At 63.6% G+C, this 12020-nt stretch carries 12 protein-coding genes; 9 read left to right on the top strand and 3 right to left on the bottom strand.

Features of this window, described 5'->3' with window-relative positions; translation table 11 throughout:
* Window positions 1-461: 461 nt before the first annotated feature.
* Together ABSY17_RS18860 and ABSY17_RS18855 are read left to right on the top strand one after the other, a co-directional pair.
* Window positions 462-2240 (top strand): acyl-CoA dehydrogenase, encoded by a 1779-nt coding sequence (locus tag ABSY17_RS18860; protein WP_378943936.1) that lies wholly within the window; start codon window positions 462-464, stop codon window positions 2238-2240.
* 26 nt (window positions 2241-2266) lie between these two features.
* Window positions 2267-3016, top strand: a complete 750-nt coding sequence (locus tag ABSY17_RS18855; protein ID WP_378943933.1) for a crotonase/enoyl-CoA hydratase family protein — start codon at window positions 2267-2269, stop codon at window positions 3014-3016.
* Between the two features lie 38 nt (window positions 3017-3054).
* Here ABSY17_RS18855 and pdxH read toward each other — a convergent pair whose 3' ends face one another.
* Window positions 3055-3672, bottom strand: a complete 618-nt coding sequence (gene pdxH / locus ABSY17_RS18850; protein WP_378943931.1) for a pyridoxamine 5'-phosphate oxidase — start codon at window positions 3670-3672, stop codon at window positions 3055-3057.
* A 42-nt stretch (window positions 3673-3714) separates the two neighbouring features.
* Between pdxH and ABSY17_RS18845 the strand changes: the two genes are divergently transcribed.
* The 4 genes from ABSY17_RS18845 to ABSY17_RS18830 all read left to right on the top strand — a co-directional run bounded on the left by ABSY17_RS18845 (window position 3715) and on the right by ABSY17_RS18830 (window position 6743).
* Window positions 3715-4173 (top strand): RT0821/Lpp0805 family surface protein, encoded by a 459-nt coding sequence (locus ABSY17_RS18845; RefSeq protein WP_378943928.1) that lies wholly within the window; start codon window positions 3715-3717, stop codon window positions 4171-4173.
* A gap of 89 nt (window positions 4174-4262) precedes the next feature.
* Complete coding sequence (locus ABSY17_RS18840) at window positions 4263-5201, top strand: DnaJ C-terminal domain-containing protein (RefSeq protein WP_378943925.1); 939 nt, start codon at window positions 4263-4265, stop codon at window positions 5199-5201.
* A gap of 106 nt (window positions 5202-5307) precedes the next feature.
* Window positions 5308-6126, top strand: a complete 819-nt coding sequence (gene fabI / locus ABSY17_RS18835) for an enoyl-ACP reductase FabI (protein ID WP_378943923.1) — start codon at window positions 5308-5310, stop codon at window positions 6124-6126.
* 29 nt (window positions 6127-6155) lie between these two features.
* Entirely contained in the window at window positions 6156-6743 is a 588-nt protein-coding gene (locus tag ABSY17_RS18830; protein ID WP_378943921.1) for a histidine phosphatase family protein, read from the top strand.
* Window positions 6744-6755: 12 nt separating this feature from the next.
* Here the strand turns inward: ABSY17_RS18830 and ABSY17_RS18825 are convergent, their stop codons facing one another.
* Window positions 6756-7004: a DUF1344 domain-containing protein gene (locus ABSY17_RS18825; protein ID WP_378943919.1), complete on the bottom strand. Its 249-nt coding sequence runs from the start codon at window positions 7002-7004 to the stop codon at window positions 6756-6758.
* 276 nt (window positions 7005-7280) lie between these two features.
* On the opposite strand from ABSY17_RS18825, the gene aroC reads away from it, so the two are divergent.
* From aroC to ABSY17_RS18810, 3 genes are all read left to right on the top strand, one after another.
* The gene (aroC, locus tag ABSY17_RS18820; protein WP_378943917.1) at window positions 7281-8381 is read left to right on the top strand and encodes a chorismate synthase; all 1101 of its coding nucleotides are present in this window, start codon (window positions 7281-7283) and stop codon (window positions 8379-8381) included.
* A 38-nt stretch (window positions 8382-8419) separates the two neighbouring features.
* Window positions 8420-9517: a 3,4-dihydroxy-2-butanone-4-phosphate synthase gene (gene ribB / locus ABSY17_RS18815; RefSeq protein ID WP_378943915.1), complete on the top strand. Its 1098-nt coding sequence runs from the start codon at window positions 8420-8422 to the stop codon at window positions 9515-9517.
* A gap of 161 nt (window positions 9518-9678) precedes the next feature.
* Entirely contained in the window at window positions 9679-10662 is a 984-nt protein-coding gene (locus ABSY17_RS18810; protein ID WP_378943913.1) for a hypothetical protein, read from the top strand.
* A gap of 55 nt (window positions 10663-10717) precedes the next feature.
* Here the strand turns inward: ABSY17_RS18810 and ABSY17_RS18805 are convergent, their stop codons facing one another.
* Entirely contained in the window at window positions 10718-11932 is a 1215-nt protein-coding gene (locus ABSY17_RS18805; RefSeq protein WP_378943911.1) for an MFS transporter, read from the bottom strand.
* Between the last annotated feature and the right edge of the window lie 88 nt (window positions 11933-12020).

The raw sequence follows: 12020 nt of genomic DNA, 5'->3' as shown, positions 1-12020 counted from the left end.
TAGTTAAGGAAATGCTTATAAAGCGCCAGCAATCACTGGTTGCAACTTTTTGTTACCGACGCGTCATTGCCTCGATCGAGAGCGGATCGGGGGCGGGCTCGGTCGGAAGCGTGCCTTCTACCTCGCGTTTCCGGTAGTGTGCGAGGGAACATCTGGGCGAGCACAGCAGGCCACGATCGGTCCAGTAGGCCGCACCGTTCTCGATCCTGCCTTCATGGTAGCAGAAGCCCTCAGAGTGAAAGTTCAGGCTGCATTCGATGCAGTTATAGGCGTCAGGCCGGGCGAGCATGGCAATCCCCGTTGTTGTCGCCCCCTTCTATCAATGTCCTACTTTGGTGCAAAGGACCCACTAAAATTTGACGTTTACGTCAAAAGTCGCTTTCCCTCGCCGGGCCAAGGCGGCTAATGTGCGGGACAGGCAGGCGGCTGCAGCCGCATCTTTATCAGCAGGAGAAAACGCCATGTATCGCGCCCCGGTCGAAGAGATAGGTTTTGCGCTGAAGCATGTGGCGGGGCTGAAGGCCGCACTCGATGCGAGTGCTTTCGGCGATCTCGGCGAGGACCTGGTCGATGCCATCCTGGCCGAGGCAGGACGTTTTGCTACCGAGGAGGTTGCGCCGCTCTACAAGGTCGGCGACCGCGAGGGCGCCGTGCTCAAGGATGCCGCGGTCACCATGCCGGCCGGCTGGAAGGAGCTCTACAAGCACTGGATCGAGGGCGGCTGGAACGGCCTGAACGGGCCCGAGGAGTTTGGCGGGCAGGGCCTGCCGACCATGCTTGGCGTTGCCGCGCTCGAAATGTGGAACTCGGCCGCCATGGCCTTCGGTATCGGGCCGACGCTGACCATGGGGGCGGTCGAAGCGCTGGAGAAGCATGCTTCGGAGGAACTGAAGGCGGCCTATCTCGAAAAGCTCGTCTCGGGCGAGTGGATGGGCACCATGAACCTGACCGAGCCGCAGGCGGGCTCGGATCTCGCTGCCTTGCGCGCCCGCGCCGAGCGTGCCAGCGACGGCACCTACCGCATCTTCGGCCAGAAGATATTCATCACCTATGGCGAGCATGACCTGACCGACAACATCGTGCATCTGGTGCTGGCCCGGCTGCCCGATGCGCCGGCCGGCACGCGCGGCATCTCGCTGTTCCTGGTGCCCAAGTTCCTGCTCAACGAGGATGGCACGCCGGGTGCGCGCAACGATGTGTTCTGCTCCGGCCTTGAGGAAAAGCTCGGCATCCACGCCTCGCCGACCTGCACGATGATCTACGGCGACGGCTTCGCTGGGGATCGCGAGCCGGGCGCCGTGGGCTGGCTGATCGGCGAGGAAAACAAGGGGCTCGCCTGCATGTTCACGATGATGAACAATGCCCGCCTGTCGGTTGGCATGCAGGGCGTGGCGGTTGCCGAGACTGCCTTCCAGAAGGCGCTCGCCTATGCCAACGACCGCCGCCAGGGCAAGGCGTCGAGCTATCAGGGCGAGGGCATGGCGCCGATCGTCCATCACCCCGATGTCCAGCGCAACCTTCTGACCATGAAGGCGCTGACCCAGGCAGCACGCGCCATCGCCTATTCCTGTGCGCATGCGCTCGACATGGCGCGCGTTTCGGAAGGCGAGGCGAAGGAGCATTGGCAAGACCGTGCCAATCTGCTGACCCCCGTGGCAAAAGCATTCCCCACCGATGTAGGCGTCGAGGTGGCTTCGCTCGGAGTGCAGGTGCATGGCGGCATGGGCTTCATCGAGGAAACGGGGGCGGCAAGCCTTTTGCGCGACGCCCGCATCGCTCCAATCTACGAGGGCACGAACGGCATCCAGGCGATCGACCTCGTGATGCGCAAGCTGCCGCTCGGCAATGGCAAGCACGTCCAGGGCTACATAGACGAACTTGGCGAGGTGGCCGGCGCGGTCGCGGCCCGGAACGACGTGGACTTCGGGCGGACGGCTGACAGTCTCGAGCAAGCGCTCGGCCACCTCCGCGAGGCCGCGCGCTATCTGCAGAACGCCCTGGGCGACGGCCGAACGGACGATGCGCTGGCCGGCGCCACGCCATATCTCAGGCTGTTCGCGCTGGCCGCCGGCGGTGCCTATCTGGCGCGGGCGGCACTTGCCGATAGCGATGCCGGGCGCATTTCGCTCTGCCGGTTCTTTGCCGAAAACATGCTCGGCGAAACTGCCGCGCTCAAGGACCGTGTCATCGGCGGCGCAGACAGCCTGGCGGACGCGGCGAAAGCGCTGGTCAAGGCGTAGAAAATAGGACGAGGGGACGTAGAGACGTGAGCGACCATATTGTCATCGAGCGGCAGGATGCCGTGCAGATCATCCGGCTGAACCGTCCGGACAAGAAGAACGCGATCACGCGGGCGATGTATGCCGACATGGCGGCTGCGCTGACGGCGGGCGACGCGGACCCCGCGATCCGCGCCCACGTCTTTCTCGGCCTGCCGGGCGCGTTCTCGGCCGGCAACGATCTGGCCGACTTCATGGCGATCGCCAGTGGCGGCGAGGGTGGCGGTGAAGTCTGGGACTTCCTGCTGGCGTTGGCCAATGTCGGCAAGCCGATCGTTTCAGGTGTCGATGGCATTGCCGTCGGCATCGGCACCACGCTCAACCTGCACTGCGACCTGACCTTCGCCACGCCGCGCACCACCTTCCGCACGCCTTTTGTCGATCTCGGCCTCGTTCCGGAAGCAGGGTCGAGCCTGCTAGTGCCGAATGTGCTCGGGCTGCAGCGGGCGTTCGCGATGCTCGGGCTGGGCGAGGGCCTTTCGGCCGAGCGCGCCCAGGCCGCCGGCCTGATCTACAAGGTCGTGGCCGAAGACGAGCTCGAGGCGGCAACACTTGCTGCGGCGCGCGAGATCGCCGCCAAGCCCCCGGAAGCGCTCAGGATCGCGCGCGACCTGATGCGCGGCGACCGCTTGGAATTGGTCGCCCGCATCAAGCAGGAAAGCGAGCACTTCCGCGCCCGCCTCAAGTCCGACGAGGCGCGCGCCGCCCTCGTCGCATTCATGACCAGGAAGAAGTAAGGGGCTTCACCCTCCCTACAAGTGGGAGGGTGAAGAGCTCAGGGATAAAGCCGTTCTTTCTCCCAGCCGCCGTTGCCACTGCGCGTGAAGACGATGCGGTCGTGCAGCCGGAACGGACGGTCGTGCCAGAACTCGATCTGGCTCGGCAGGATGCGGAAGCCCGACCAGTGCGCCGGCCGCGGGATCTCGCCGATGGCGTGACGCGCGGTGTATTCGGCAACCGCCTTTTCCAGCGCGAATCGGCTTTCGAGCGGACGCGACTGCTTCGACGCCCAGGCCCCGATGCGGCTTCCGCGTGGACGCGAAGCGAAATAAGCGTCGGCCTCTTCGTCGGTGACGATTTCCACAGGCCCGCGCACCCGCACCTGGCGGCGCAGCGACTTCCAGTGGAAGCACATCGCAGCCTTCATCGTTGCCAGGATCTCGCGGCCCTTGGCGCTCTCGAAATTGGTGTAGAAGACGAAGCCCTGCTCGTCGAAGCCCTTGAGCAGCACCATGCGGACGTCGGGCAGCCCGTCGGTGTCGACCGTCGCCAGCGCTACCGCGTTGGGATCGTTCGGCTCGCTGGCTGTCGCATCCTGCAGCCATGCGGCAAAGAGCCGATAAGGCTCCGCGCTCTCCGTGAAGTCACCGCTTTTTAACCCTGTGTCCGTCATAGCTCTTACTCGACCTGCCAATGCCGACCGGGAGAATGCCTATTGTCGCGTCCCGCGCAAGCCTTTGAGGGCTCACATTTCGGAATTCGTTGCCTCAAGGTGGTGCTTCTGCTCAGCCTGACAATGGTGACCGCCTGCGGTGCCGGCGGCTTCAGCCTGGAAAAGGCCGAGGTCGATCGCAGCGTGCTGACGAGCAAGGTGCCCGACGATGCCGGCAGCGCGGGCATCGACGCGAATCGGCTGTCCGACCAGGCGACCATCCGCAACGCCGTCTCGTCAGCCGACTTGCAGGAACTGAAGGGGCAGGCGATTCCCTGGGCCAATGCCGAGACCGGCGCGCGCGGGTCGATCACGGCGCTAGCCGAGAGCATGGAACGCGGCGTGCTGTGCCGCAAGTTCTCCGCATCGCGCGAAAGCTTCGATGGCGTCACCCTGTTCAAGGGCGAAATCTGTGCCGCCGGAGCCGGAACCTGGCAGATGCTAGCTTTCGAGCCGGTCTGACACTTTGCGGGGCCCAAGCCTCTGGAATTTCTTCCTAGCCAAGCGCATATAGGTGGTGATCAACCCTTCTCTAAGCGTGGAAATTTTGCATGCGCGACCCCTATGAGGTGCTGGGCGTTGCCAAGAACGCCTCGGCCAAGGACATAAAGGCGGCCTATCGCAAGCTGGCCAAGAAGCATCATCCGGACCAGAATCCCGATGATCCGAAGGCGAAGGAACGCTTTGCAGCTGCCAACCAGGCCTACGAGATTCTCGGCGACGAGCAGAAGAAGGCGGCGTTCGACCGCGGCGAGATCGATGGCGAGGGCAAGCAGCGCTTCCATGGCTTCGAAGGTGCCGCGGGTGGCGATCCGTTTGGCGGATTCCGTCGCCAATCGTCGGGCGCCGGTGGCAGCCGCTTCGAGTTCCGCTCGGGCGGGCCGGGCGGCTCGTCCTTCGAGGGCGGAGACATTTTCAGCCAGATCTTCGGCGACGCGTTCGGCCAGCGCGGCGGTGGCGCTGGCGCGCGTGCCGGTGCGGGCGGGCCGAGCCCCCAGCCGGGTGCCGACATCAATGTCAATCTCGACGTGACCATCGAGGAGGCCGCGACCGCGCCGAAGGTGACGGCACTGTTTCCAGACGGCCGCAAGATGGCAGTCAAGCTGCCGGAGTTTGTCGAGGACGGCCAGACCATTCGGCTTAAAGGGCAGGGCGAGCAGGGCTTCGGCGCTGCCGGCGACGCGCTGGTGAAGATCAGGTTCCGCCGCCATCCGCGCTACCGCGTCGAAGGCCGCGATCTCCATGTCGACCTGCCGGTGCCGTTGCACGATGCCGTGCTGGGCGCCAAGGCAGCCGTCGAGACGCCCACGGGTCGCATTGCCGTCAAGGTGCCGGAATGGTCGAGCTCGGACAAGGTGCTGCGCATCAAGGGGCGTGGCTTGCCGGAAAAAAACGGTGGCCACGCCGACCTCTATGTCCATATCAGGGTGATGCTGCCCGAGGGCGGCGATCCCGAGCTCGAGCATCTGATGCGCACGCGCAACGCCTGACGGCTGCTGCACTGGCCGTATCGTTGCCGACGCATGAGCGCTTGAAGGCGCAGGTAGCCTATGCGATAGGCTCTTCCAAACAGTTCAAGCATCGGAGTGCGCTCATATGGCGGGTGGACAGGGCCTCATGGCCGGCAAGCGCGGCCTTATTCTCGGCGTCGCCAATAACAGATCGATCGCCTGGGGAATCGCCAAGGCCTGTGCGGACCAGGGGGCGGAACTCGCGTTCACCTATCAGGGCGATGCGCTGAAGAAGCGCGTCGAGCCGCTGGCCGCCGAAATCGGCGCCTTCGTCTGCGGTCATTGCGACGTCACCGACATGGCCAGCATCGACGCCGTGTTCGAGACGCTGGAAAAGAAGTGGGGCAAGCTCGACTTCGTCGTCCACGCCATCGGCTTCTCCGACAAGGAAGAGCTGACCGGCCGCTATGTCGACACCAGCCACGACAACTTCCTGAAGACCATGGACATTTCGGTCTATTCCTTCACGGCGATCGCCAAGCGCGCCGAGAAGCTGATGACCGAAGGTGGTTCGCTACTGACCATGACCTACTACGGCGCCGAGAAGGTGATGCCGAACTACAACGTCATGGGCGTTGCCAAGGCCGCGCTCGAGGCAAGCGTGAAGTATCTCGCCGTCGACATGGGTCCCAAGAACATCCGCGTCAACGCGATCTCGGCCGGCCCGATCAAGACGCTTGCCGCTTCGGGCATCGATGATTTCCGCTACATCCTCAAGTGGAACGAGTACAACGCCCCGCTGCGCCGCACCGTGTCGATCGAAGAGGTCGGCGATGCCGGTCTCTACTTCCTGTCGCACCTGTCTCGCGGCGTCACCGGTGAGGTCCACCATGTCGATTCCGGCTATCATGTCGTCGGCATGAAGGCCGTAGACGCGCCTGACATCTCGACCGTCAAGGACTGACCAAAGCCAGATCCTTGTCACTGCCCGGCATGTCACCGATCGTCTATTTCGTGCGCCACGGCCAGACGGCCTGGAATGCCGAGCAACGCCTGCAGGGGCAGGCCGACACCGACATCAATGCGCTCGGCCGCGAGCAGGCCGACCGCAATGGCGCTCGTCTCGCCGAGCTGATCTGTGATCCCCAGGCATTCGACTTCGTGGCGAGCCCTCTGCGGCGTACCCGCGAGACGATGGAACGGGCCCGCCAGGCGATGGGGCTCGACCCCGTGGCTTACCGGACCGACGAGCGACTGGTCGAGGTGCATTTCGGCGACTGGCAGGGCCACACCTTCGCCGAGCTTGAAACCCGCATGCCCGGGTCGTCCGAGGCACGCCAGCACGACAAGTGGGATTTCGTGCCGCCCGGCGAATACGCCGAGAGCTACGAGATGCTCACCGCGCGTGTGCGGCCATGGCTTGCGGAGATCCGGCAGCCAACCGTCTGCGTCACTCATGGCGGGGTGGTGCGCGCCATCTTCCGGCTGGTAGCGGCCATGCCCAAAAGCAAAGCGGCGGCCCTGGAGATACCGCAGGACCGCGTGCTCAGATTCGAGGATGGCCGTCTGGACTGGCTGTGACGGCTGCCGTTTTTACTGCGGCAGTTCCATGTCGGTGATGAGGTTCTCGCCGCCGACCACGTCATAGGCGATCAGGATATCCATGCCCGGCTTGATGTTGTCGACGTCGAACTCGCCCGGCAGCTTGTAGGACTTGCCGTTGTCGAGCGTGATGACCGACTTGTCCTTGTCGACGGACTTGATCTTGCCTTCGGCCTCGGCGGCCAGCGCGGCACCGGATATCATGAGAACGGCGGCAACCGCGCCAATAAGGGTACGCATTATCGTTATCGTCCTCTTTCTTCTGCGCCCCTCCCGGGAGGCGAACGATTTACGGGCGGTCGGAAGGAAGCAGAAACCAATCGAATGTGTCAAAACTAAATCTGCCGCGATCACGGTTGACCACCGCTAAATGGAAATATGAGCTACACGCAACCTGTCCGCGTGCGCAAGGATCATCCTGTCGCTTTGAAAGCGTGGTTCATGCCGTCCTAAAAGTAATTTCACTTTTCGAGGGCATGCGCTAGAAGGCGCCGATACGCCGGAAAGGGCCTTTTCATGTCGCATAACACCTTCGGCCATCTGTTTCGCGTCACCACCTGGGGCGAGAGCCATGGGCCGGCGCTTGGCTGCGTGGTCGACGGCTGCCCGCCCGGAATCCGCTTCACGCTGAAGGACATCCAGGACGAACTCGACAAGCGCAAGCCGGGCCAGTCGCGCTTCGTCACCCAGCGGCGCGAGCCCGACGAGGTGAGGATCCTGTCCGGCGTGATTACCGACGAGGATGGCGAGACGCTTGTTTCGACCGGCACGCCGATCTCGATGCTGATCGAGAATGTCGATCAGCGCTCGAAGGACTATGGCGAGATCGCCCGGCAATACCGTCCAGGCCATGCCGATTACACCTATGACGTCAAATACGGCTTGCGCGATCACCGGGGCGGCGGCCGCTCCTCGGCGCGCGAGACTGCGGCGCGGGTGGCTGCAGGCGCCATTGCCCGCAAGATCGTGCCCGGCCTCGTCGTGCGCGGCGCGCTGGTGTCGATGGGCACCAAGGATATCGACCGCGCCAATTGGGATTGGGATTTCATCGGCGATGCCGAAAACCCGTTCTTCACGCCCGACCCCGCCTCGGTTCCGGTCTTTGCCGACTATCTCGACGGCATCCGCAAGTCGGGCTCGTCGGTCGGTGCGGTGATCGAGATCGTCGCCGAAGGCGTGCCGGCGGGGCTCGGCGCGCCGCTATATGGCAAGCTCGACCAGGACATCGCGTCGAACCTGATGTCGATCAACGCCGTTAAGGGCGTCGAGATCGGCAACGGCTTTGAGGCCGCGCGCATCACCGGCGAGGAAAATGCCGACGAGATGCGCATCGGCGAAGACGGCAATCCGGTGTTCCTGTCCAACCACGCAGGCGGTATATTGGGTGGTATCTCGACCGGGCAGGCGGTGATCGCGCGTTTCGCCGTCAAGCCGACCTCCTCGATCCTGACGCCGCGCAAGTCCATCGACAAGGACGGCAAGGAAGTCGACGTCATGACCAAGGGCCGCCACGACCCCTGCGTCGGTATCCGCGCGGTGCCGATCGGCGAGGCGATGGTTGCCTGCGCGATCGCCGACCACTATCTGCGCCATCGCGGACAAACCGGCCGCGGCTGACGTCTCAGAATACTCGTTTTCGGAATGGAAGACCGACCATGGCATACGACCAGAAGAAAGTCGTCGAAGCGCTGAGGGCCTTCGAGCGCGGTGAGATCGTGGTCGTGATGGACGACGACGGGCGCGAGAACGAGGGCGACCTGATCGTCGCAGCCGTCCATTGCACGGCTGAGAAGATGGCCTTCATCGTGCGCCACACCTCCGGCATCGTCTGCACGCCGATGCTCAAGGAAGACGCCCGCCGGCTCAATCTGGCACCGATGGTCGCCGACAATGATTCCGCCCACACCACGGCCTTCACCGTCAGCGTCGACTTCAAGCACGGCACTACCACCGGCATCTCGGCCGACGACCGCACGCTGACCGTGCGCAATCTCGCCAATCCCAATGTGGGTGGTGCCGATTTCGTCCGGCCGGGCCACATCTTCCCGCTGATCGCGCGCGAAGGTGGCGTGCTGATGCGCTCCGGCCATACCGAAGCCGCCGTCGACCTGTGCAAGCTTGCCGGCCTGCCGCCGGTCGGCGTCATCTCCGAACTGGTGAACGACGACGGCACAGTGATGCGCGGCCCGCAGGTGGCTGCCTTCGCCGAGAAGAACAATCTGAAGCAGGTATCGGTCGCCGACCTGATCGCCTACCGCCAGCGCCAGGAAACGCTGATCGAGCGCGTCGACACATTCGACATCGAAACCCCCGCCGGCAAGGCCAAGGCCATCACCTATACGCTGCCCTGGGATGTCATGCACCATCTCGCCATCGTCTTCGGCGACATCCGCGACGGCGAGGAAGTGCCTGTGCGCTTGCACACCGAGGACGTCGTGACCGATGTGTTCGGCACCAGCAATCGTCTCAGCGACATCATGAAGACCTTCGGCGAGTGCAAGCGCGGCGTGATCGTCTACCTGCGGGAGGGCTCGGTGGGCGTTTCAAACCTCGGCCGCAACCGGCCGTCCGCCGAACGCGAGGACCACGAGGAAGCGCGCCACCGCGAGGACGAATGGCGGCAGATCGGCCTCGGTGCCCAGATCCTCAGGGATCTCGGCATCTCGTCGATCAACCTGATCGCCTCGCGCGAGCGCCACTATGTCGGCCTCGAAGGTTTTGGCATCCGCATCGCCAAGACCGAAATCCGCTAAGTCCTATCCCATAAGTTGCCGGCGGCGGATGGTTGACAACCGCCCGCGGCTGCGCATTCTCGTGCCCGTCTCCGGAGCGCGGCGCTTCGGATTGTTTTGAATCTGGGCGCGGCGCTGTGGGGTGGGGATCCCGGCCGATGCCTTCACGGGGGGATTCGGGCATGTGGGACTTTGAAATCAGCAAGAGCCTGTCGATCATGGCGCGCACCTGGCCGTTCATTGTGCTGCGCATGGTCGTCTATTTCAGCATCACACTCGCCTACATCGTGGCGATGGGGGCCGGCGCCGGCGTCGGTTACGGGGTCGGCCATGTCGCCACCGATCCTGACGGACCGATAACCTTCGCGCTCTGGGGTGGCATCGCCGGCTTCGGCGTGGTTTCGCTGGTCGTCTACTGGATCCGCGAATACATCCTCTACATCGTCAAGGCTGGCCACATCGCCGCCATGGTCCACCTGATCGACGGGCGCGAGCTGCCCGGCGGGCAGAACCAGATCGTTTATGCGCGCGAAGTCGTCACCGCCCGCTTCAGCGAGGCGAGCATCCTGTTCGTGCTCGACCAACTGGTGAAGGGCGCCGTCGGCGCGATCACCGGCCTGATCGGCGGCATCGCCGCCTTCATCCCGATCCCCGGTCTCGACGGCGTGGTCAGGTTCATCAACACGGTGATCCGCATGTCGCTGACCTATGTCGACGAGATCATCCTGGCCTACAACATCCGCATCGGCAGCAACTCGCCCTGGCAGAGCGCGCGGCAGGGCATTGTGCTCTACGCCCAGAACGGCAAGACCATGGTCAAGAACGCCATCTGGCTGTCCCTGGTGGTGTGGATCGTGTCGCTGCTGATCTTCCTGTTCATGCTGGCGCCGGCCGGCGCCATCCTCTACTTCATGCCGGGCGAATTGGCCGGCTGGGCCTTCGTCCTCGCCATCATATTCGCCTGGGCCTTCAAGGCGGCGTTGATCGAGCCCTTCGCCATCGCCTCGTTGATGCAGGTCTATTTCAAGGTCATCGAGGGCCAGGTGCCCAATCCCGAATGGGACAACAGGCTGGAAGAGGCTTCGTCGAAGTTCCGCGAACTCAAGGAGAAGGCCTTCGGGTCGGGCGAGGCGTCGCGCTGGGACGGCGCTGCGAAAAACGTCTGATGCAATGCTTCGGCTGGCGCTGACCTGCTTTCCAGGCCGCGCCAGCCGATAGTTGCTATTCGGCAGGGACAGGCGCTGCTGTCATTCCGCGTGTCGAGCGTTGAAGCGTCGCCTGCCCCAGGAACGTGATGACGAGGGCCATGAATCCTGCAGCCAGCGAGACAAGGAACCCGTGGGTTGATCCGAGTTCGTCGATGATCCACCCGGATGCGGAGGAACCGAGCGCCAGGCCGATGCTGATGCCGGTGATAGCCCAGGTCATGCCTTCGGTGAGCTTGGACGAGGGCACCAGCTTTTCCACCAGCGCCATCGAGGTGATGATCGTTGGTGAGACGGCGCTGCCGGCGACAAACAGGACGACGGCCAGCGTCGGGATGTTGGAGACCATTAGCAGCGGCAAGGTAGTGAGTGCTGCGAGCGAAATGGTCATCAGCAACTGGCGGGCGAGGGGGATTTTCGGCTTCAGCGCTCCGAATGCCAGCCCCGCGATGAGCGAGCCGGCTGCATAGGCCGCCAGCGTGAAGCCTGCCGCCCCCTTGTTGCCCTGACTTTCGGCAAAGGCCACCGCCGTCACTTCGGAGGTGCCGAAGATCGCCCCGATCGCCATCAGGATCATCACCAATATCTGCATCGAAGGTAGCCGGATGACCGATGCGCCGCCGCTTTTGTCTTGGGCGTGAATGGGCGGTTCGGTCGATCTCTGCGCGGCAAAGAGCAGGTTGCCGATAGCCAGCAGCACTGTCGCTACTAGCGGGCCGGCTTCGGGGAAGACCGCGACACTGAGTCCAATCGAGACGATCGGTCCGGTAATGAAGATAATCTCATCGGCGATCGACTCGAAGGCAAATGCCGTGTGCAGCATGGGCGTATCGCGATAGATTTGCGTCCAGCGTGCCCTGACGAAGGCGCTCATGCTCGGCATCGTGCCGGCCATGATCGCGAACATGAACAGCGTCCAGTTCGGCGTGCCGTATCGTGTGGCGAGCATCAGGCCTGACAGCGCGGAAACGGCGATGATGGTGCCGGGAATGAGAATTCTGCTCTGCCCATAGCGGTCCACAAGTCGAGATACCTGTGGCGCGATCAGCGCGTTGGAAAACGCGAAAGTCGCTGCCACGGCCCCCGCCAGCCAATATTCGCCATGTGTTTCCGACAGCATCGTCACGATGCCAAGCGAAATCATGGAAAGAGGCAGGCGGGCGACGAAGCCGGCGGCCGAAAAGGCCTTGGCGCCAGGCGCCTTGAATATGTCGCCATAGGGGTTGGGCATTGGGAAGTCCTGGAGTTTCGAGCTTGCGCAATTCACATACGCTGCGTATGTCATGCTGATATAGGCATACGTAATGTATGTCAATTAA

The sequence above is a fragment of the Mesorhizobium sp. ANAO-SY3R2 genome (assembly GCF_042466635.1).
Lineage (GTDB): Bacteria > Pseudomonadota > Alphaproteobacteria > Rhizobiales > Rhizobiaceae > Aminobacter.
This window is presented reverse-complemented; position numbering and strand designations above follow the sequence as displayed.

Coding starts and splice junctions, on each gene's coding strand:
- ABSY17_RS18810 (WP_378943913.1), top strand. CDS start 9,679: ATGTGGGACTTTGAAATCAGCAAGAGCCTGTCGATCATGGCGCGCACC.
- ABSY17_RS18825 (WP_378943919.1), bottom strand. CDS start 7,004: ATGCGTACCCTTATTGGCGCGGTTGCCGCCGTTCTCATGATATCCGGT.
- aroC (WP_378943917.1), top strand. CDS start 7,281: ATGTCGCATAACACCTTCGGCCATCTGTTTCGCGTCACCACCTGGGGC.
- ABSY17_RS18805 (WP_378943911.1), bottom strand. CDS start 11,932: ATGCCCAACCCCTATGGCGACATATTCAAGGCGCCTGGCGCCAAGGCC.
- fabI (WP_378943923.1), top strand. CDS start 5,308: ATGGCGGGTGGACAGGGCCTCATGGCCGGCAAGCGCGGCCTTATTCTC.
- ABSY17_RS18830 (WP_378943921.1), top strand. CDS start 6,156: ATGTCACCGATCGTCTATTTCGTGCGCCACGGCCAGACGGCCTGGAAT.
- ABSY17_RS18840 (WP_378943925.1), top strand. CDS start 4,263: ATGCGCGACCCCTATGAGGTGCTGGGCGTTGCCAAGAACGCCTCGGCC.
- pdxH (WP_378943931.1), bottom strand. CDS start 3,672: ATGACGGACACAGGGTTAAAAAGCGGTGACTTCACGGAGAGCGCGGAG.
- ribB (WP_378943915.1), top strand. CDS start 8,420: ATGGCATACGACCAGAAGAAAGTCGTCGAAGCGCTGAGGGCCTTCGAG.
- ABSY17_RS18860 (WP_378943936.1), top strand. CDS start 462: ATGTATCGCGCCCCGGTCGAAGAGATAGGTTTTGCGCTGAAGCATGTG.